This window comes from Pseudaquabacterium terrae, assembly GCF_013266755.1.
Taxonomy (GTDB): Bacteria; Pseudomonadota; Gammaproteobacteria; order Burkholderiales; family Burkholderiaceae_C; genus Pseudaquabacterium; species Pseudaquabacterium terrae.
The window spans coordinates 703,284-722,335 of the sequence record NZ_JABRWJ010000005.1 but is presented as its reverse complement, the minus strand read 5'-3'; the positions used below and the strand labels follow the sequence as shown (position 1 = coordinate 722,335).

The following is a 19,052-nucleotide window of genomic DNA, read 5'->3' as shown; positions in this document are numbered from 1 at the left end:
TCATGCGAACAGGCCGCTCACTTGGTTGGGTATCCACGTCGAGCCGCACTGTGGGCTTCACGCTGATCGAGCTGCTCGTTGTGCTGGCGATCGTCGCCGTGCTGTTGACGCTGGCCTTGCCGCGCTACTACGGGCAACTCGACGCGGCGAAGGAAGCCGTTCTGCTCGACAACCTGCGAACGACCCGGGACGTGATCGGAAAGTTCTACGGTGACACGGGACGCTTTCCCGAAAGCCTGGAAGAGCTTGTTGCCAAGCGCTACCTTGCCGGCGTCCCGGTCGATCCGATCACCGAGTCAGCCACGAGCTGGACGATCGATCCCGTTCCACCGGGCTACAAGGGCGCGGTCTACGACGTGCACAGTACGGCGCCCGGTACGGGGCGCAACGGGGTGCCCTATGCGCAGTGGTGAGCGATCCCAATGCGGCTTCGCCTACGTGCTGCTGCTGGTGACCCTGGCGATGGTGGGCATGGCAGCAGCATCGGCGGTGAGCCTGGGCACGACGATGGCGCGGCGCGACGCCGAAGAAGCGTTGCTGGTGGTGGGGGCGGAGTTTGCGGCGGCGATCCACAGCTATCGAAACGCCTCGGCCGTGCAGTTGCGATCCGGGCCGACGGAGTTCGACCACCTGCTGCGTGACCCACGATTTCCAGGCATCCGGCGGCACCTGCGCAAGCACTACGCCGATCCGATGAGCGGTTCGAACGAATGGGGCGTGTTGCGTGATGGCAGCGGCGCGATCGTTGCCGTCTACAGCCTGGCGGCTGGTCGTCCTATCAAGCAGGAAGGGTTCGATCCAGCGCAGGCCGGATTCACGGGAGCGACCAGCTATGCCCAATGGCAGTTCGGCCCGGTGGTTGCGCCCGCGCGTCCCTGAGGCGCATGCTCAGCAGCTCTGCCCCGGGCAGCGATGCACTTCCACCGTGATGTGCCGCAGCCCCCCAATGCCCTGCAGCCGCTCGCGGTAGGCCAGCGCCGGCTTCGGATCGTCGGCGACGACGCTGGCCACCACGGACCAGGCTTGCGGTCCGACCTGCCAGACGTGCAGGTCGGCGAGCTTGGCGTCGCCGTCGGCTTCGATCGCCGTGCGCACGGCGTCGCGCAGCATCGGCTTGGCGCTGGAATCGACCAGCGCGGTCGCGCTGTCGCGCAGCAGGCCGAAGCTCCACTGGCCGATGACCACGGCCGCGACCAGTGCCACTGCCGGGTCGAGCCAGCCCCAGCCGAACCACAGGCCGCCGGCCAGCGCGGCGATCGCCAGCACCGAGGTCAGCGCATCGGCCAGCACGTGCAGATAGGCTGCGCGGAAGTTGCTGTCGTGGTGCTGATGTCCATGCGCATGGCCGTGGCCCTGGTGGTTGTGGTGCGCGTGCACATGTGCGTGCGCGTGGTCATGGTGATGCCCTCCACGACCCTGGCCGCGCGCCAGCAGCCACACGCTCGCCAGGTTGACGACCAGCCCGAGCACCGCGACGGCCATCGCCTCCGCATACGCCACCGGCCTCGGCTGGATCAGCGTGCGCACCGCATCCACCGCCAGCCCGAGCGCCACGGCGGCCAGCAGCAGCGCACTGGTGTAGCCGGCCAGCACCTCGATCTTCCAGCCGCCGAAGGCATAACGCTCGTCGTCGCGCACTCGGCGTGCCCAGTGCAGCGCGAACCACGCGCCGCCGAGCGCCGCCGCATGCGTGCCCATGTGCCAGCCGTCGGCCAGCAGCGCGAGCGAGCCGCTCCACCAGCCGGCGGCGAGCTCGACCACCATCGTCACCACCGTCAGCAGCGCGACGCCGGCCAGCGCCCGGCCGCGCGCTTGCTGCCCCGCCTCGTCGTCGCCGAAGGCGTGGCTGTGGCGGAACGGCCGCAGGTCGTGCTGGTGCGTCGAGGTGTGCGACGAGGTCTGCGCGCGCGGATGCGGGGCCATGGCCGCGAGCGTAGCGCGCGGCCCCGGTGCCTACAATGACCGCATCCCCATCCGACCGCCGCGAGCGAGGCCATGAAACACGTCGCCCCCCCGCCGAACCTGGACCACGTCACACCGCGCGACAAGGCCGAGATCCTCTCGCAGGCGCTGCCCTACATCCGCAAGTACCACGGCAAGACCATCGTCATCAAGTACGGCGGCAACGCGATGACCGATCCGGCGCTGCAGCAGGATTTCGCCGAGGACGTGGTGCTGTTGAAGCTGGTCGGCATGAACCCGGTCGTCGTGCACGGCGGCGGGCCGCAGATCGACGAGGCGCTGGCCAGGATAGGCAAGAAGGGCACCTTCATCCAGGGCATGCGCGTGACCGACGAGGAGACGATGGGCGTCGTCGAATGGGTGCTCGGCGGCGAGGTGCAGCAGGACATCGTCAGCCTGATCAATGCCGCCGGCGGCAAGGCGGTGGGCCTGACCGGTTTCGACGGCGGCATGATCCGCGCGCGCAAGCTGCGCATGCAGGACAAGGACGATCCGAGCAAGGAGCACGACATCGGCCAGGTCGGCGAGATCGAGTCCATCGACCCCAGCGTCGTCAAGGCGCTGCAGGACGATGCCTTCATCCCGGTGGTCAGCCCGATCGGCTTCGGCGCCAGCCACGAGAGCTTCAACATCAACGCCGACCTGGTGGCCGCCAAGCTCGCCGAGGTGCTGAAGGCCGAAAAATTGATGATGTTGACCAACACGCCGGGGGTGCTCGACAAGTCAGGCCAGCTGCTGACCGACCTGACCGCGCGCCGCATCGACGAGCTCTTCGCCGACGGCACCATCTCCGGCGGCATGCTGCCCAAGATCGCCGGCGCGCTGGATGCGGCCAAGAGCGGCGTCAATGCCGTGCACATCATCGACGGGCGCGTGCCGCACGCGATGCTGCTGGAGATCCTGACCGATCAGGCCTACGGCACGATGATCCGATCACATTGAGACGGATGATTCGATCCGCTGCCCCGGTCTGGCTCTTCGACCTCGACAACACGCTGCACGACGCGGCATCGCACGTCTTCGTCGAGCTCAACCGCTCGATCGGCGCGTTCGTGCAGCGTGAGCTGCAGCTGAGCGAAGAAGAGTCGAACGCGCTGCGCCACCATTACTGGCAGCGCTACGGCGCGACCTTGCTCGGGCTGGTGCGCCACCACGGCATCCGCGCCGCGCACTTCCTGCACGACACGCACCGGCTGCCGGGGCTGGAAGCGCAGATCAGCGGCCACCGGCACGACTTCGTCGCGCTGAAGGCGCTGCCCGGGCGCAAGTTCATCCTGACCAACGGGCCGCGGGCCTACGCCTTGCGCGTGCTGCGCGCGCTGCGCATCGAGCACCTGTTCGACGGCGTGCTGGCGGTCGAGGACATGGTCTGCTTCGGCCAGTGGCGGCCGAAGCCCGATGCGCGCATGCTGCGCTGCATTGCCGTGCGGCTGGGCGTGCATCCGTCGCGCTGCGTGCTGGTGGAAGACACGCTGCAGCACCAGAAGTCGGCGCGCCGCGTCGGCATGGGCACGGTGTGGATGCAGCGTTATGCGCGCATCAATCCGTACGGCGGCCATGTCGAACGCTGGTCGAAGCGGCCGGCCTACGTCGACCGCGTGGTCCGTGCACTGCGACCGCTTCGGCGCGGTTCTGTCCGCCCCTAGTGTTTTCCAGCCCCCGGCCGGCAAGGGCCGCTGTGCCAGAATGTTTCGGTCTCTCGCCTCTCGAGAACCCCTCCACGCCGTGATGTCCGAACAGTCAGTGCCATCCGGCGACGCCAGCGTCGCACCCGAACAGGACGCACCGCTGGTGACGACGAGCGATCCGGTGCTCGAGGAAGCCACGGTCGCCACCCCCACGCGCAAGCGCCCGCGCCCCGGCGAACGCCGCGTGCAGATCCTGCAGACGCTGGCCGCGATGCTCGAGCAGCCCGGCGCCGAACGCATCACCACTGCCGCGCTCGCCGCGCGGCTCGAGGTCAGCGAAGCGGCGCTGTATCGCCACTTCGCCAGCAAGGCGCAGATGTTCGAGGGGCTGATCGAGTTCATCGAATCGAGCGTCTTCACGCTGGTCAACCAGATCGCCGAGCGCGAGACCGGCGGCACGGTGCAGGCGCACAAGATCGCCGTGATGCTGCTGCAGTTCGGCGAGAAGAACCCGGGCATGGTGCGGGTGATGGTCGGCGATGCGCTGGTGTTCGAGAACGAGCGCCTGATCACGCGCATGAACCAGTTCTTCGACCGTGTCGAGAGTCAGCTGCGCCAGAGCCTGCGCAATGCCGCCGATGCGAACGGCTCGATCACGCCGACGGTCGATGCCAACGCGCTGGCCTCGGGGCTGACCGCGCTGATCGTCGGCCGCCTGCAGCGTTATGCGCGCTCGGGCTTCAAGCGCAGCCCGACCGAGCACCTCGATACGCTGCTGCCCCGACTCACCGAGTAGGACCCATGGCCTCGAGCACGTCGAGGCACGCACCGATCGTGTGATAGTCGGTCTTGCCGGGCGGGCTCTTCTGGTCGCTGAGCTTGCGGTTGTCGCTCGACAGGATGCGGTACCAGGCGCCGTATCGATGGTCGACGAAGTGCGACCACGCATGGGCCCACAGCCGGTCGTAGTGCTGCCAGGCTTGCAGCCGCGCGGCGGCGGCGAAAGACTCGGACTGCACCCAGTAGTACTTGTGCGCATCGCACACCGCGTAGCCCCCGGCCGGTGCTTCGGCGAAACCGTAGACCAGCCCGCCGTGCTCGGCATCCCAGCCTTCGCGCCATGCGGCATCGAACAGGCGCTGCGCGCGGCCGATGCGGTCGAGGCCCGTCGACGCATCGGGCGCGCGTGCCTCGAGGGTCAGCAGCAGCTTCGCCCACTCGGTCAGGTGGCCGGTCTGGAAGCCCCAGGGCCGGAACAGGTTGGCGGGATCGTCGCGGTGGTAGTCGCGGTCGATGCGCCAGTGTTTGTCGTAGTGCTCCCAGATCAGGCCGTCGGCCTGCTGCGCGAGGCGCAGGGTGACGGCTTCGGCGATCTGCCCGGCGCGCTGCAGCCAGTGTCTTTCACCGGTGGCGTCGAAGGCCGCGAGCATCGCTTCGCAGGCGTGCATGTTGGCATTCTGGCCGCGGTAGGGCGACAGCTGCCAATCGGCGCTGGCTTCGTCGGCGTAGAGCTGCGCATCCGGTTCCCAGAAGTGGCGCTCCATCAACTCGAACGTTGCGTGCAGGCCGTCGGCCGCGCCGGGCACGTCGATGCGCAAGGCCTGCGCATGCGCCAGCAGAACGAAGGCCAGGCCGTAGCAGTGCTTCGTCGCGTCGCGCACGGTCGCGTCGCGGCCGTCCCAATCGAGCAGCCAGTGATAACCGCCCTGCACGGGATCGCGGTGGGCCGTGTCGAGAAAGCGCAGCCCGTGCGCGGCAGCCTCATGCCAGGCGCCGGCGCGCGCATGGTCCGCAAACGCGCGCGCCGCCATCGCGTGCGTGATCACGAAGCGCGCGCTGCCGACCAGGTGCCGGGTGCGCGGGTCGTAGACGCTGCCGTCGTCGCGAAAGGCCTGGAAGAAGCCGCCGCTCGCATCGAGACAGCGCCCGTCGTAGAAGGCCATCGTCTGCAGCACGTGGCTGCGCAGGAACTCGGGCGAGCGGAAGTCGGGCATGGCCGGATCAGACCACACGCGCTTCGGTGCGGGCATCGAACAGATGCGCCTGCTGCGGCTGCCATTGCAGGTGCACGCGCTCGCCGACGCGCTGCTGCGTGTTGCCCGGCACGCGCACGGTCAGCTGGCCGACGGCAGTGTCCACGAGGACATACGTCTCGGGACCCGTCGGCTCGATCATCGCCAGCGTGCCCGGCAGGCCGGCGTCGGCGAACTGCAGGCTCTCGGGCCGCAGGCCGTAGACCAGCTCGGGGCCGGCGGCTTGCGCGATCGCGGCGCGCTGCGTCTCGCTGGCCGCGAGCTCGATGCCATGCGCCAGCAGTGTCTCGCCGCTTCGTTGAGCCGTTATCAGATTCATCGCCGGCGAGCCGATGAACTCCGCGACGAAGCGCGTCGCCGGCCGCGTGTAGATGTCGTCCGGCGTGCCGAACTGCTGCACCACACCGTCCTTCATCACCGCGATGCGGTCGCCCAGCGTCATCGCCTCGACCTGGTCGTGCGTGACGTAGACGGTGGTCGTCTTCGTGCGCTGGTGCAGCAGCTTGATCTCGGCGCGCATCTCGACGCGCAGCTTCGCGTCCAGGTTCGACAGCGGCTCGTCGAACAGGAAGAGCTTCGGATCACGCGCCAATGCGCGGCCCATCGCGACACGCTGGCGCTGGCCGCCGGACAGCGCGCCGGGCTTGCGGTCGAGCAGGTGGCCGATCTGCAGCATCTTCGCGACGCGCTGCACCGCTGCTTCGCGCTGCGGCTTCGGCACTTTGCGCATCTCCAGCGCGAACGCGATGTTCTGCGCGACGTTCATGTTCGGATAGAGCGCGTAGCTCTGGAACACCATCGCGATGTCGCGGTCCTTGCTGGGCAGATGCGTGATGTCGCGCTCTCCCATGTGGATGCTGCCGGAGCTCGGCACGTCCAGGCCCGCGATCATGTTCAGCAGCGTCGACTTGCCGCAGCCCGAGGGGCCGACCAGGATCAGGAATTCGCCGGCCTCGATGTCGATGTGAATCCCCTTGAGGATCTCGACCGGGCCGAAGGTCTTGCGGACGTTGCGGATCGAAAGTGCGCCCATGGTGTGCTTGAAGTCCTAACCCTTGACGGCGCCGGCCGTGAGGCCGCGCACGAAGTACTTGCCGGCGACGATGTAGACGAACAAGGTCGGCAGCGCGGCGATCAATGCCGCGGCCATGTCGACGTTGTATTCCTTCACCGTGCTCGAGGTGTTCGACAGGTTGTTGAGGCCGACGGTGATCGGCTTCGAATCGGCGCCGGAGAACACCACGCCGTAGAGGAAGTCGTTCCAGATGTTGGTGAACTGCCAGATCAGCGTGACGACCAGGATCGGCGTCGACAGCGGCAGCACGATGCGCGTGAAGATCTGCCAGAACGACGCGCCGTCGAGCATCGCGGCCTTCACCAGTTCATCCGGCAGGCCGACGTAGTAGTTGCGGAAGAAGAGGGTGGTCGACGGAATGCCGGCGATCACGTGCACGAGGATCAGGCCCCAGATCGACGATGCAATGCCGAGCCAGCCCAGCACCTGGCTCATCGGCAGCAGCACCACCTGCATCGGCATGAAGACGCCGAACAGCATCAGCGCAAACATCGTCTCGCTGCCGCGAAAGCGCCATTTGGCCAAAACGTAGCCATTCAGCGCGCCGACCAGCGTCGATACCGCAACCGCCGGCACGACCATCGCGACGCTGTTGAAGAAGAACGGCTTCAGCCCGCCGCAATCGGTGCCCGTGCAGGCGGTGCTCCAGGCCTTGGCCCAGGCAGCCAGCGTCGGATCGGTCGGCAGCGACAGCAGATGGCCCGTGCGCACCTGCTCCATGTCCTTCAACGAGGTCACCACCATCACGTACAGCGGCGCCAGGAACCAGGCCGCGAACAGCAGCAGCGCGCCCCACAGCAGCACGCGGTGAATGTTCAGCCGATTCACTTCTTGGCCCTCAGTTCGGAATACAGGTAGGGCACGACGATCGCCGCGACCGTCGCCAGCATCACCGTCGCGCTCGCGGCGCCCAGGCCGAGCTGGCCGCGCGTGAAGCTCATCGCGTACATGAAGGTCGCCGGCAGGTCGGTGGCGTAGCCGGGGCCGCCGGCGGTCAGCGCCATCACGAGATCGAAGCTCTTGATCGCCAGGTGGCTGACGACCATCAGCGTCGAGAAGAACACCGGCCGCAGGCTGGGGATCAGGATGCGCCAGTAGATGCGCGGCTGGCTGGCGCCATCGACCTGCGCGGCCTTGATGATCGATTCGTCGATGCCGCGCAATCCGGCGAGGAACAGCGCCATCACGAAGCCGGCGCTCTGCCAGATGCCGGCGATGGCGACGCAGTAGATGGCTTTCTCCGGATTCACCAGCCAGTCGAAGCTGAACGATTCGAAGCCCCACTGGTGCATCAGGTGCTCGAGCCCGAGGCCGGGGTTCAGCATCCACTTCCACGCGGTGCCGGTGACGATGAAGGAGATCGCCATCGGGTACAGGTAGATCGTGCGCAGCAGGCCCTCGGCGCGGATCTTCTGGTCGAGCAGGATGGCCAACATCAGGCCGAGCGCCATCGCGCCGCCGATGAAGAGCCCGCCGAAGACCAGCATGTTCTTCAGCGCGACGCGGAAGCGATCGCTCTCGAACAGGTTCACGTACTGCTCGAATCCGGCGAACGTGTAGTTCGGCAGCAGCCGCGAGGCCGACAGCGACAGGTAGCCGTTCCAGGCGATGAAGCCGTAGATGAAGACCAGGGCCAGCACGAAGCTGGGTGCGACCACGAGCTTCGGCAGCCACGGTGTGCGCAAGGCGGAAGGAGCGGACATCGACTCGTGGGATAACGTTTGAAAAGAGCGCCACGCGCGCGGCAGCAACGCGTGGCGCCAAGCTCCGGTGAAACGCTCTGTCTTGCTCTTGTCGCTGTGACTACTTCGTCTTCGCGGCGCTGGCGATGCGCGATTGCGCGTCGGCCACGCTCATCTTGTCGTCGTTCCAGAACTGGCTGACGACATCCTTGATCGCGCCTTCGACGGCCGAGGGCACGGCCATGCCGTGGGCGATCGAGGGCACCAGCGCGCCGGCCTTGGCGGTGTCGACGAAGTCCTTGGCCGAGGCCTTGGCGCAGTCGTCGAACTTGTCCATCTTCATGCCCAGCCGCACCGGGATCGAGCCCTTGTACAGGTTGAAGAGCTCCTGGAAGTTCGGCGCCATGATCTCCTTGGCCAGCTCCTTCTGTGCCGCGACGTTGGCCGCATCCTTGAGCTTGAACATCGCGAACGAGTCGACGTTGAAGGTGAAGGCCTTGGCGCTGCCGGGCGCCGGCGTGCAGACGAAATCGGTGCCCGGGGTCTTGCCGGCGGCGATGAATTCGCCCTTGGCCCAGTCGCCCATCAGCTGCATGCCGGCCTCGCCCTTGATGACCATCGCGGTCGCCAGGTTCCAGTCGCGGCCGGGGGCGTTCTTGTCGGTGTAGCCCTTGACCTTCTTGAAGGTCTCGAGCACCTGGGTCATCTGCGGGCCGGTGATCGTTGCCGCGTCCAGCTGCACCAGCGCCTTCTTGTAGAACTCGGCGCCGCCGATGCCGAGCGCGACGCTTTCGAAGGTGGTGAAGTCCTGCCAGTTCTGGCCGCCGTGGGCGAGCGGGATGATGCCGGCCTTCTTCAGCGCGTCGCCGGCGGCGAAGAATTCGTCCCAGGTCGTCGGCAGCTTGGCACCGGCCTTCTTCAGTGCCTCGGGGTTGACCCACAGCCAGTTGACGCGGTGCACGTTGACCGGCGCGGCGATGTAGTTGCCCTTGTATTTCATGCCGTCGGAGACGATCTTCGGCAGCAGCTCGTCCCACTTCTCGGCCTTGGCGACGTCGTCGATGTTGGCCAGCACGCCTTCGCGCGCCCACTCCTGCAGCGACGGGCCCTTGATCTGCGCCGCCGAGGGCGCGTTGCCCGAGACGACGCGTGACTTCAGCACCGTCATCGCCGAATCGCCGCCGCCGCCGGCGACCGCGAAGTCCTTCCAGCGGTGGCCGCCCTTTTGCAGTGTCAGCTTCAGGGCAGCCGCGGCCTTGGCCTCGCCGCCGGAGGTCCACCAGTGCAGCACCTCGACTTCGCCGGCGCCGGCCGCGGCGCTGGCGAGCAGTGCGCTGCAGGCGAGGGTGATCGCGCCGAGGCGCCGCGTGTTCGATCGATTCATCGTCAGTCTCCTTGATGCACGTTCATCGTTGAGCATAGGTTGCGAGGTCGTCGCGGGCCATGCTCAGAACCACCATTCGACCTGGGCGCCGTAGCTGGTGCCCGAGGTCTCGTTCGCCAGCGCCGCCTGCCCGGTCACGTTGCCCGCGGCCTTGTTCCACTTGGCGGTCGTCACATAGAGGCGGAACTCGGGGCGGCTCCAGAAGTCGGGGCCGACCGACAAGGTCGGCGCGAAGGTGAACTTGGTCAGCCGAGCGGTCTGCCCGCCTTCGGGCTTGTATTGCGAGACGCCGAGCTCGCCCACCAGCTTCAGGTTCTTCGTCACCGCATAGGACGCCCGGCCGCCGATGCTGGCCGAATCGGTCTTCACGCCGGCGCCGTTCTTTTCGCTCGCCAGCAGCAGCATCGCCTGGCCGCCGAGCGGGCCGCTCTGGCCGTTGAAGGTCTCGACGATGCGCCAGCTCTTGGCCTTCGAGCCGGCGGCGAGGTCGCCCCAGTTGCCGTTGAGCCCGGCCGAGCCTTGCGCGAACTGCAGCCACAGGCTGTTCGACAGCCCGGTGCCGAACAGCTGCACCTGGTCGTGGCGCACGGTCAGGCCGGTGCCGGCCTTGCCGCCCTTGAAGTCGCCCTTGGTCGCGGTGAAGAAGAAGTTCAGCGTGCCGTTCGGATTGACGGGCAGGCCGAGGTACTCGACGTTGATGCGGTTGCCCGGGCGCGGATAGTCGCTGTCGGTCTTGTAGAACGCCGCACCGAGCTTGCCGGCGCCCACCGGCTGGTTCTTGAAGCCGGCGCCGACGCCGAGCATCTCGATGAAGAAGGTGTCGACGATGTGCACGTCGCCGCGCCGGCCGCGTTCCTTGCCGATCCAGAAGGTGGCGTTCGGCGCGATGTCGAAGCCCTTCGCCTCGGCGAACATCTGCTCGATGTTCAGGCCCTTGTCCGGGTTGTCCTGCGTGGCCGGCGTGTAGTGGTTGACCATCAGCGTCGCGCGGTAGTCGATGCCGTCCTTCTGGAAGCCCTGGCTCAGCTGGAATTCGCCGTAGAAGTCGCATTCGTTGCCGAGGCGGTACTTCATGCCGGCGCTGCCGGCGCGCAGCCCATAACACGCACGTGACGCGTCCTCGGAAGTCAGGCCGGGGCCGGCGCGGAAGTAACCGGTGTAGTCGACGGCCTGCGCGCTGCCGGCCGCGGCCAGCAGCGCCGCCGCAGCGGCCGAGACCAGGACCGAGCGGCGCGGCGGGGCGCTGGGGTGAGGGGCGGGGGTGGGTGCATCCATGCGTCGAGGTCTCCGTCGTTGTGGGTGGGGCGCCTCGCCGTCTGTGCAGCCACACAGAACATCAACGCAAGGCAGCGTTAATGTTCCATAAAGCTTTAATGATCGTCTCTAGGTATTAATGCTAAGTTAATGTCATGTTCAGACCATTGTCAAGGTTGAAGCGGGAGCTCGAAGCGGGCGCGCAGGCCCTGCGGGGGGTTGGGCTCGAGCGTGATGCGGCCGCGGTGGCGTTCGGCGATCTCGCGCACGATCGCCAGGCCGAGGCCGCAGCCGGTGCCCTCGTGCGTCGCGCGGACGAAGCGGCCGAACACGGCCTCGCGCTGTTCGGCGTTCAGGCCCGGGCCGTTGTCGGCGACCTCGACCAGGGCGCGGCCGCTTTCGGCGCGCACCGACACGGTGACTTCGGCGCCACGGCCGGCGTAGCGGATCGCGTTGTCGACGAGGTTGAAGACGGCTTCGCGCAGCAGCAGCTCGGCGCCCATCACACGCACGCTTTCGGCGCTAGGTAGTGGGTCTTCGATGCCGAGGTCGATGCCCGCGGCGAGCGCGCGCGGCACGCACTCGGCAACCAGCGCGACGACCAGCGCGCGCAGGTCGACGCAGGTCCGCGGCAAGGCGCCGGCCGCTTCGGGCTCGGCGCGGGTCAAGGTCAGCAACTGGTTGACGAGGTGCGCGCTGCGCACTGCGCCCTCGTGCACGCGCTCGAGCCGCGCGGCGAGCGCGGGGTCGTGGTTGCTCTGCAGCGCGATCTCGGTCTGGCTCTTCAGTCCGGCCAGCGGCGTGCGCAGCTGGTGCGCGGCATTGCTGATGAAGCGGCGCTGCCCGGCGACACTTTCCTGCACCGCGGCGAGCAGGGCATTCAGCGCGCGGGCCAGCGCGCGCACCTCCTGCGGCGCGGCTTCGAGCTCCAGCGGCGCGAGGTCGTTCGGCGCGCGGTCCTCGACCAGCGCGCGCAGCCGCGCCAGCGGCGCCAGCCCGGCGCGGATGCCGGCCCAGACGATCATCGTCATCAGCGCGATCAGCGCCGACAGCGGCAGCACGGTGTCGAGCAGGATGCTCTTGGCCAGCTCGTCGCGGCTGGCCTGGCTGCGCGCGATCTGCACCAGCAGCACCTCGTTCGAGCCCTTTTCGCCGACGCGTCCGTCAGGGCCCTTGGAGCCGATCGGCAGGAACAGTGCCGCGAGACGAATGCGCACCTTGTCCAGCGTCGCGTCGTAGAACACCGGCTCGCCCAGGCGCGGCGCCTCCGCGCCCGGCGGCAGCGGCAGCTGCTTGTTGCCGAGGATGAACTTGCCCGGCGGCGTCGACACCATGTAGTAGACGCGGTCGTCCGGGTCGGCCTCGATGATGTCCTGCGCGGCGCGCGGGAAGTCGATGAACAGGCCATCGCTGACCGGCTTGACCTGGCGCGCCAGCGAGCGCGTGGCCTGCAGCAGGCTGGCATCGATGCCGCGGCTGGCGTAACGCTCGGCGACGTTGTAGGTGACGAAAGCCGCGGCCATCCACAGCACCAACTGCGGCAGCAGCAGCCACAGCAGCAATTGCCGGTGCAGCGAGCGGTGGCCGAGGGCGCTGCCGACGAGGCGCGTCAGGAAGGAGGGCGGGCGCATCGCGGCGGCGCGCTGTGGCGCCCGTTCAGCGCGCCGGCGCCTCGGGCTCGAGCAGGTAGCCCAGACCGCGCACGGTGCGGATCACCAGGCCCGAGCCTTCGAGCTTGCGGCGCAGGCGGTGGATGTAGACCTCGATCATCCCGGGTGCGGCCGGGCCGTCGCCGCTGCGCTCGCCGCCGCGGTCGGCGGCATTCCAGGCGGCGGTGATCTGCTCCTTCTGCACGACCTTGTTGCGCTGGCCGAGCAGCAGATCGAGCAGCTCCCATTCGCGCGGCGACAGCTCCAGCGGCAGCCCGTCGACGCTGGCACGGCGCGCATCGCGGTCGAAGGCCAGGCGCCCCATGTCCGAAGGCGGCGAGGGCGCAGGCTGCGCGCGCGTGCGCCGCAACAGCGCGCGCAGGCGGGCTTCGAGCTCGGGGAAGTCGAACGGCTTCGTCAGGTAGTCGTCGGCGCCGGCATTGAGCCCCGCGACGCGATCGTCCAGCCCATCGAGCGCCGTCAGCACCAGCACCGGCAGCGCGGGCTTGCTCTGGCGCACATGCTTCAGCACCGTCAGCCCGTCGACCATCGGCAGCCCGATGTCGAGCACCGCGGCATCGAACTCGCGCTTGAGCATCAGGTACTCGGCGACCGCACCGTTCGGCGCATGCTCGACCGCGAAGCCGGCTTGCTGCAGCTGCGCCGTCAGCGCATCGGCGAGGATCGCGTCGTCTTCGGCCAACAGCAGGTTCATGGCCGCGAGCTTAATGGGTTTACGGCGGCTTAACGATCCTTGAATACCCCGGGCGTCAAGGCCACAGTGTCATGCTCGTCGGGCCGATCGACCACCAGCGCTCGCCGTCGAAGACCTGTGTCGTGCCGGGGCGGCCGATGGGTGTCCAGGTGAGTCCGCGGTCGGCGCTGGCCAGGTGGCGATCGTGGTCGGACGGGAAGGTTTCGGCGAGCAGCAGGCCGCGTTCGCAACCGATGGCAAAGGCGCCGACCGGCAAGGGGACCTGACGCCATCCGCTGGGATACACGCGCAGCCACAGCCCCCGGTCGACGCCGAGATAGAGCCCTCCGTCGCAGCTGAACACGCCGCCGCTCCGCGCTGCAGGGTCGGGAAGCTCCGGGGCTGCCCAGGTGCGGCCCTGGTCCCGGCTCTCGAGCAGGCTCGTGCTCGTGCCGCTGGGCCGGTCTTGGAACCGCCACAGCCATGTCCGGCCATCGCCGGCGATGTTCCGCGGCAGGAACAGCGGCATTTCCGGGCGCGGCATCACGGTCCACGTCCGGCCGTCGCGGCTGGTGCGCAAGCCGTTGACCGCGTCGATGACCGCAAACCGATCGCCGAGCCACGCGAAGCTGCCGAGCTCACCGAGCGACGTGGGGGCCCAGGTGATGCCGCCGTCCTCGCTGAGCTCGAGGAGGCCTGGACCGCGCTGCCGCAGCGCCAGGCCGGCGGGCGAGCGCTGAACGTCGAGCAGCACATCGCCGTTGATCGTCAGCGGAGCCATCCGCCAGTGCTGGCCACCGTCGGTGCTGAGCTCGAGCTCCGAGGGAACGCGCCGGCGCAGCTGCGATGCCGCGCCAAGCGCCTGCCAGTCACCATGGGGCGTGATGTCGAGGGTTTGCCACGTTGCGCCCTCATCGTCCGTCACGAGCGGCTTCACAGGCGGACCGGACACCAGCAGGCGACCGGTCGACGTGCGCAGCGCGCGATCGTTGGGTCCGATCAACGCGCTGCCGATCGGACGCCAGGTCAAGCCGTCGCTGCTGATGGCCAGGCGCTCACCGCCGCCCCCACCGCCCGTATGGGCGAGGAACTCGTCGCTGCCCTGCACCGCATGGATCGACCAGATCTCGGTCCAGTCGGCGATGCGCGCTGACGTGCAGGCACTGGCCAGGCAGGAGAGCACGGTGCCGTTTCCGGCGTTGGTCACGCTGCGCAGCGGCGGCGCCCGGTGGCGCCACGGATAGAACTGCGCGTCACGCACGGCCTCGTCGGGCGTGGCGGATTGCCAGTGCAGCCCGTCGGCGCTCGCATAGGCCGGGCCGGCATCGGTCAGCACCCAGAGCCGGCCGTCCTCGGGCTTGACGAAGTGGGCGAAACCGAGGCCGCTCGGGCCCCCGGCCACCGCAGCCCAGGTTCGCCCCGCGTCACTGCTGATCATCAGCCTCTGGCGGCTGAGGCCGAGCAGCAGACCGCGGTAGTCCGTCACCGTGGACAGCAGCGCGCCGATCGGTTCCCAGCGCCGGCCGCCGTCGCTGCCGCGGAAGGTCACATCGCGCGTGGACAGGAACGGAACGGCCGACGTGCCGGACAACTGGGCGGGGCTGGATCGCACCGCGTCGGGCAGCAGCCCCGGTCGGTCCACGGCCGTCGGCAGCGCGAGCATGCGGCCGAGGTCGCCCTCGGCCAGCCCCATGCGCAACGCCCCTGCGTTGCGCTGATACGCCAGGGCGTGGACGAGGGTCAGCGCCGTCATGCCGCGTGCGGAGAGGTGGTCGAGCAGCCGGCCGTTGGCTCGCACCAGCGGATCATCGGCGCTCGTTCCGATCGGCGTGGTGAGCGGCGAGGCCGCCGTGCCGAGGTCGACGTCGGCAAGTGCCGCGCGCAGCGCGACGTCCGCTTCGGCCACGGAAGCGGCCGACAGCCTGCGAGCGAGTCCGGCATCGCCGAACAGGCCATTGGTGGGCTGCTGCAGGAGCCGAGCCAGCAGCGCATCGCTCAGGGTCGTGACATTGACCGTGCCCGCGGCAAGCGCCGCCGACCATAAGCTCGCGTTGTCGCTCTTGCGCGCTTGAGCCAGGCAGGGCAGCCCGGCGGCGGGAACGGTGGCGGTGTAGCGCCCTTCGCGGGAGCTCACTGCCTGCGCCTCGCTGCCGTCGGCGCAGGTCAGCGTGATGGTTGCCTGAGCCCACGCTTCGCGTTCGCCGGTCCAGCCGGTCAGGGTGGCCTGCGCCGGTGGGGCCGGTGCGGGTGGTGGGGAAGTGCCGGTCGAATCGCCGCCCGATCCGCCGCCGCAGGCGGCCACCGCGGCCCATGCCGCGAGCATCACTCTTCTCATGCTCTCTCCCTGTGTATCGAACGCTATGGCCAGCTCAGTATCCCGTCGCGCTCGGCAGCGCCGTGTGACGCGGATCACCACCGCTCAGCCGCCACGAGACGCCTCGCTACACTTTCCCGATGACCCCGACTCCCCTCGACAGCCTCGTGCAGCGCGCCGAGCAGCTGCTCACGCGCCTCGAAGCCATCCTGCCGCACCCGCTCGCCGCGCCCGACTGGTCGGCATCGATCGCATTCCGCTACCGCAAGCGCGGCGGCTCGGGCTGGCTGCAGCCGGTGGCGCATGTCGCGCGCATGGCCTTGAGCGACCTGAAGGAAGTCGACGGCCAGAAGGAGCGTTTGGTGCGCAACACCGCGCAGTTCGTGGCCGGCGTGCCGGCCAACAACGTGCTGTTGACCGGCGCGCGCGGCACGGGCAAGAGCTCGCTGATCAAGGGCTGCCTCAACGAATACGCGGCCCGAGGCCTGCGGCTGATCGAGGTCGACAAGGCCGACATGATCGACCTGCCGGACCTGGTCGACCTGGTGGCCGGCCGGCCCGAGCGCTTCATCATCTTCTGCGACGACCTGAGCTTCGACGAAGGCGAGCCGGGCTACAAGGCGCTGAAGTCGATCCTCGACGGCTCGATCTCGGCGGCCGGCGACAACGTGCTGATCTACGCCACCAGCAACCGCCGCCACCTGCTGCCCGAGTACATGAAGGAGAACCTGTCGTACACGCACACCGACGACGGCGAGGTGCATCCGGGCGAGGTGGTCGAGGAGAAGATCTCGCTGTCCGAGCGCTTCGGGCTGTGGATCAGCTTCTACCCGTTCAGCCAGCAGGAATACCTGGTCATCGTCGCGCAATGGCTGCGTCATTTCGGCGTCAGCGAAACGGCGGTGGTGGCGGCGCGCCAACCGTCGCTGGTCTGGGCGCTGGAGCGTGGTTCGCGCTCGGGGCGCGTGGCCTACCAGTTCGCGCGCGACTGGGCCGGGCGCGATCACGCGGGCGACGTGGCGATCGTGCCGGCGAACGAGACGCCGGCGCCGGACGGGCTCGATCGTGTCTGAGCGCACGCCGGTCGATGTGGCCGTGGGCGTGCTCGTCGAACGCGATCCCTCCGGCACCGAGGGCCGCTTCCTGCTGACCTCGCGCCCCGAGGGCAAGGTCTACGCCGGCTACTGGGAGTTCCCCGGCGGCAAGTTCGAGCCCGGCGAGACGGTCGACGAGGCGCTCAAGCGCGAGCTGCACGAGGAGCTCGGCATCGTCGTCGACGACGTGTTCCCGTGGCGCGAGGAGATCGTCGACTACCCGCATGCGCTGGTGCGGCTGCACTTCTGCAAGGTCTTCCACTGGCACGGCGAATTCGAGATGCGCGAGGGCCAGCAGATGGCTTGGTGCACGCTGCCGGTGGCCGTGCAGCCGGTGCTGCCGGGCACCTATCCGGTGCTGCGCTGGTTTGCGGCCGAACGGGCCCACGAGGGTGCGCTCGACGCCGCCGGAACGGCGTAGCATGCGCTGCCGCGGGTGCCCTCCAGCGCCCGGTGAGGAGCAGCGCGATGGGTCGATCATTCCTCCTTGACGCCGCGATCTGCCCTGGCGCGGAGCGGTTCTTCCTGTCGGCGCGCAACCGGCCGACCCAGGCCGCGAACGCGCGCAGGCCGTCTGCGCCGCGTGCCACGGCGCCAACGGCGTCAGCGTCGGCGATTCGATTCCGAACCTCGCCGGCCAGCGGCGCGCTTCCCGGCGATGCGCCAGATGCGCCACTACTACGCGAATGACGCGGCCCTGCAGGCAGCGCGCGAGGGCCGGCCACTGCCCGACGGCGCGGTGCTGTTCGCCGAGGTCTTCTCGGCCAAGCTCGATGCCGACAAGAAGCCGCTGACCGGCGCCGACGGCTTCTACCAGGCCGACCAGCTGCTGTTCTACAGCGCCATGGCGCGCGAGGCCGGCTGGGGCGAAGCGGTGCCCGACCTACTGCGCAACGAGAACTGGAACTACGCCGTCTTCACCACCGCGCGCCAGCTGCGCCCCGGCGTCAACCAGGCCGAATGCCTGGCCTGCCACAAGCCGCTCGACAAGACGAGCTTCACCTTCACGCTCGAGCAGCTCGGTACGGCGGCGCGTAAGCGCTGAGCCGTCGCCCTTTCACAGGCTGTGCTCGCGGCCCGCGCCCGCGGGCTTGACGGATCGCCTCGTTGGCTATTAGAGTGATATCACTTTGAAAGCAGCGGGAGACACGGCATGACGAGGCAGGCGACGCAGGAATTCGAAGCCCGTTCGCAGAACGGCTTTCTCAACATCGGGCTCGGGCTGCTGGCCGCGGCGGCCGGCATCTGGCTCGTCGCGGCGCGGCCGGCGCCGCTGTCGATCGGCATCGCGGTGCTGCTGTTCCTGGCCACCGCCTGGTGCTGGGCGGGGCTGTACATGCTGCAGCCGAACCAGGCGGCGCTGCTGATGTTCTTCGGCAGCTACCGCGGCACCGATCGCGCCGACGGCCTGCGCTGGGCCAACCCGTTCTTCACGACGACCAAGCTGAGCGTGCGGGCGCACAACTTCAACAGCGAGAAGCTCAAGGTCAACGACCTGCGCGGCAATCCGATCGAGATCGCCGCGGCGATCCTCTGGCGCGTCGACGACACCGCGCGCGCGACCTTCGACGTCGAGAACTACGAGGCCTACGTGCTGACGCAGGCCGAAGCGGCGGTGCGGCACCTGGCCTCGCGCTACGCCTACGACAACCTCGAGGTCGACGCGCAGGGCGAAGGTATCACCGGCGAGATCACGCTGCGCTCGGCGACCGACGAGGTCTCCGCCGCGCTGCGCGGGGAGCTGCAGGAGCGCTTCGCGCAGGCCGGCATCGTCGTCATCGACGCCAAGCTGACGCACCTGGCCTATGCGCCCGAGATCGCCGGCACGATGCTGCGCCGGCAGCAGGCCGAAGCGGTGGTGGCGGCGCGCTCGAAGATCGTGCTCGGCGCGGTCGGCATGGTCGAGCTGGCGCTGAAGGGGCTCGAAGCACGCGGCCTGGTCGACCTCGATGACGAGCGCAAGGCGGCGATGGTCAGCAACCTGCTGGTCGTGCTGTGCTCGGACCACGATGCCACGCCGGTGGTCAACACCGGCACGCTGTACAACTGAGCGCGGCCTCGCCATGAAGCGCATGCTGATCATCTTCACCGCGCTGCTGCTGGTGCTGGCCGGGCTGCTCGGCTGGCAGGGCGAGACCGAAGTGGCCGCCATGCTCGGCAGCTGCGCGGCGTGTGCGCTGGTCCTGCTGCTGCTGTTCGGCAAGCGCGGACTGAACGCCGACCTGCCGCCCGAGGCGAAAGAGCGCTGGCGCTCGCTCGACATCTTCTGAGCGGCGGCAGCAC

The 19,052-nt window shown here is 68.7% G+C and carries 20 protein-coding genes; 10 read left to right on the top strand and 10 right to left on the bottom strand.

The genetic code is table 11. The annotated features are described in order from the left end of the window. Nucleotides 1-2: 2 nt before the first annotated feature. Both HLB44_RS19295 and HLB44_RS19290 read left to right on the top strand, forming a co-directional pair. Nucleotides 3-413, top strand: coding sequence for a type II secretion system protein (locus tag HLB44_RS19295; RefSeq protein WP_173125498.1), 411 nt, complete (start codon nucleotides 3-5; stop codon nucleotides 411-413). Nucleotides 414-438: 25 nt separating this feature from the next. Further along, on the top strand, nucleotides 439-879 hold the full coding sequence (locus HLB44_RS19290) for a type II secretion system protein (protein WP_173125496.1): 441 nt from the start codon (nucleotides 439-441) through the stop codon (nucleotides 877-879). Nucleotides 880-888: 9 nt separating this feature from the next. Here HLB44_RS19290 and dmeF read toward each other — a convergent pair whose 3' ends face one another. Next, nucleotides 889-1,923, bottom strand: a complete 1,035-nt coding sequence (dmeF, locus tag HLB44_RS19285) for a CDF family Co(II)/Ni(II) efflux transporter DmeF (protein WP_173125494.1) — start codon at nucleotides 1,921-1,923, stop codon at nucleotides 889-891. Nucleotides 1,924-1,995: 72 nt separating this feature from the next. Here dmeF and argB point away from each other — a divergent pair, with 72 nt between their 5' ends. The 3 genes from argB (at nucleotide 1,996) to slmA (ending at nucleotide 4,386) form a co-directional block, all read left to right on the top strand. After that, complete coding sequence (gene argB, locus HLB44_RS19280; protein ID WP_173125492.1) at nucleotides 1,996-2,904, top strand: acetylglutamate kinase; 909 nt, start codon at nucleotides 1,996-1,998, stop codon at nucleotides 2,902-2,904. 5 nt (nucleotides 2,905-2,909) lie between these two features. Next, nucleotides 2,910-3,608 carry a pyrimidine 5'-nucleotidase gene (locus HLB44_RS19275; protein WP_173125490.1) on the top strand — a complete coding sequence of 233 codons (699 nt, stop codon included), beginning with the start codon at nucleotides 2,910-2,912 and terminating at the stop codon, nucleotides 3,606-3,608. 82 nt (nucleotides 3,609-3,690) lie between these two features. Next, a complete protein-coding gene (gene slmA / locus HLB44_RS19270; RefSeq protein WP_173125488.1) occupies nucleotides 3,691-4,386 on the top strand; it encodes a nucleoid occlusion factor SlmA in 696 nt (231 codons plus the stop codon). Here slmA and HLB44_RS19265 read toward each other — a convergent pair. The 9 genes from HLB44_RS19265 to HLB44_RS19225 form a co-directional block, all read right to left on the bottom strand. Beyond that, on the bottom strand, nucleotides 4,376-5,584 hold the full coding sequence (locus tag HLB44_RS19265) for an AGE family epimerase/isomerase (protein ID WP_173125486.1): 1,209 nt from the start codon (nucleotides 5,582-5,584) through the stop codon (nucleotides 4,376-4,378). The two genes, slmA and HLB44_RS19265, sit on opposite strands and share 11 nt — an antisense overlap. Before the next feature lie 7 nt (nucleotides 5,585-5,591). Beyond that, nucleotides 5,592-6,656 carry an ABC transporter ATP-binding protein gene (locus tag HLB44_RS19260; RefSeq protein WP_173125484.1) on the bottom strand — a complete coding sequence of 355 codons (1,065 nt, stop codon included), beginning with the start codon at nucleotides 6,654-6,656 and terminating at the stop codon, nucleotides 5,592-5,594. A 15-nt stretch (nucleotides 6,657-6,671) separates the two neighbouring features. Next, on the bottom strand, nucleotides 6,672-7,526 hold the full coding sequence (locus tag HLB44_RS19255; RefSeq protein ID WP_173125482.1) for an ABC transporter permease subunit: 855 nt from the start codon (nucleotides 7,524-7,526) through the stop codon (nucleotides 6,672-6,674). Next, nucleotides 7,523-8,401, bottom strand: coding sequence for a carbohydrate ABC transporter permease (locus HLB44_RS19250; RefSeq protein ID WP_173125480.1), 879 nt, complete (start codon nucleotides 8,399-8,401; stop codon nucleotides 7,523-7,525). The genes HLB44_RS19255 and HLB44_RS19250 overlap by 4 nt, the downstream gene beginning before the upstream one ends. A gap of 100 nt (nucleotides 8,402-8,501) precedes the next feature. Beyond that, nucleotides 8,502-9,764 (bottom strand): ABC transporter substrate-binding protein, encoded by a 1,263-nt coding sequence (locus HLB44_RS19245; protein WP_173125478.1) that lies wholly within the window; start codon nucleotides 9,762-9,764, stop codon nucleotides 8,502-8,504. A 63-nt stretch (nucleotides 9,765-9,827) separates the two neighbouring features. Further along, entirely contained in the window at nucleotides 9,828-11,039 is a 1,212-nt protein-coding gene (locus HLB44_RS19240; protein ID WP_173125476.1) for a maltoporin, read from the bottom strand. 149 nt (nucleotides 11,040-11,188) lie between these two features. Next, nucleotides 11,189-12,649 carry a sensor histidine kinase gene (locus HLB44_RS19235; RefSeq protein ID WP_173125474.1) on the bottom strand — a complete coding sequence of 487 codons (1,461 nt, stop codon included), beginning with the start codon at nucleotides 12,647-12,649 and terminating at the stop codon, nucleotides 11,189-11,191. 25 nt (nucleotides 12,650-12,674) lie between these two features. Continuing rightward, nucleotides 12,675-13,382 carry a response regulator transcription factor gene (locus tag HLB44_RS19230; RefSeq protein ID WP_173125472.1) on the bottom strand — a complete coding sequence of 236 codons (708 nt, stop codon included), beginning with the start codon at nucleotides 13,380-13,382 and terminating at the stop codon, nucleotides 12,675-12,677. A gap of 55 nt (nucleotides 13,383-13,437) precedes the next feature. Next, nucleotides 13,438-15,696 carry a beta propeller repeat protein gene (locus HLB44_RS19225; protein ID WP_173125470.1) on the bottom strand — a complete coding sequence of 753 codons (2,259 nt, stop codon included), beginning with the start codon at nucleotides 15,694-15,696 and terminating at the stop codon, nucleotides 13,438-13,440. A 119-nt stretch (nucleotides 15,697-15,815) separates the two neighbouring features. Here HLB44_RS19225 and HLB44_RS19220 point away from each other — a divergent pair, with 119 nt between their 5' ends. From HLB44_RS19220 to HLB44_RS19200, 5 genes are all read left to right on the top strand, one after another. After that, a complete protein-coding gene (locus HLB44_RS19220) occupies nucleotides 15,816-16,748 on the top strand; it encodes an ATP-binding protein (protein WP_173125468.1) in 933 nt (310 codons plus the stop codon). Then, nucleotides 16,741-17,190: an NUDIX domain-containing protein gene (locus HLB44_RS19215; protein WP_343051395.1), complete on the top strand. Its 450-nt coding sequence runs from the start codon at nucleotides 16,741-16,743 to the stop codon at nucleotides 17,188-17,190. Before HLB44_RS19220 ends, HLB44_RS19215 begins: the two co-directional genes overlap by 8 nt. A 237-nt stretch (nucleotides 17,191-17,427) precedes the next feature. Next, nucleotides 17,428-17,814 carry a cytochrome P460 family protein gene (locus HLB44_RS19210; protein ID WP_173125466.1) on the top strand — a complete coding sequence of 129 codons (387 nt, stop codon included), beginning with the start codon at nucleotides 17,428-17,430 and terminating at the stop codon, nucleotides 17,812-17,814. Nucleotides 17,815-17,922: 108 nt separating this feature from the next. Further along, nucleotides 17,923-18,819 carry an SPFH domain-containing protein gene (locus tag HLB44_RS19205; protein WP_173125465.1) on the top strand — a complete coding sequence of 299 codons (897 nt, stop codon included), beginning with the start codon at nucleotides 17,923-17,925 and terminating at the stop codon, nucleotides 18,817-18,819. A gap of 13 nt (nucleotides 18,820-18,832) precedes the next feature. Next, entirely contained in the window at nucleotides 18,833-19,039 is a 207-nt protein-coding gene (locus HLB44_RS19200; RefSeq protein ID WP_173125463.1) for a hypothetical protein, read from the top strand. Nucleotides 19,040-19,052: the final 13 nt, after the last annotated feature.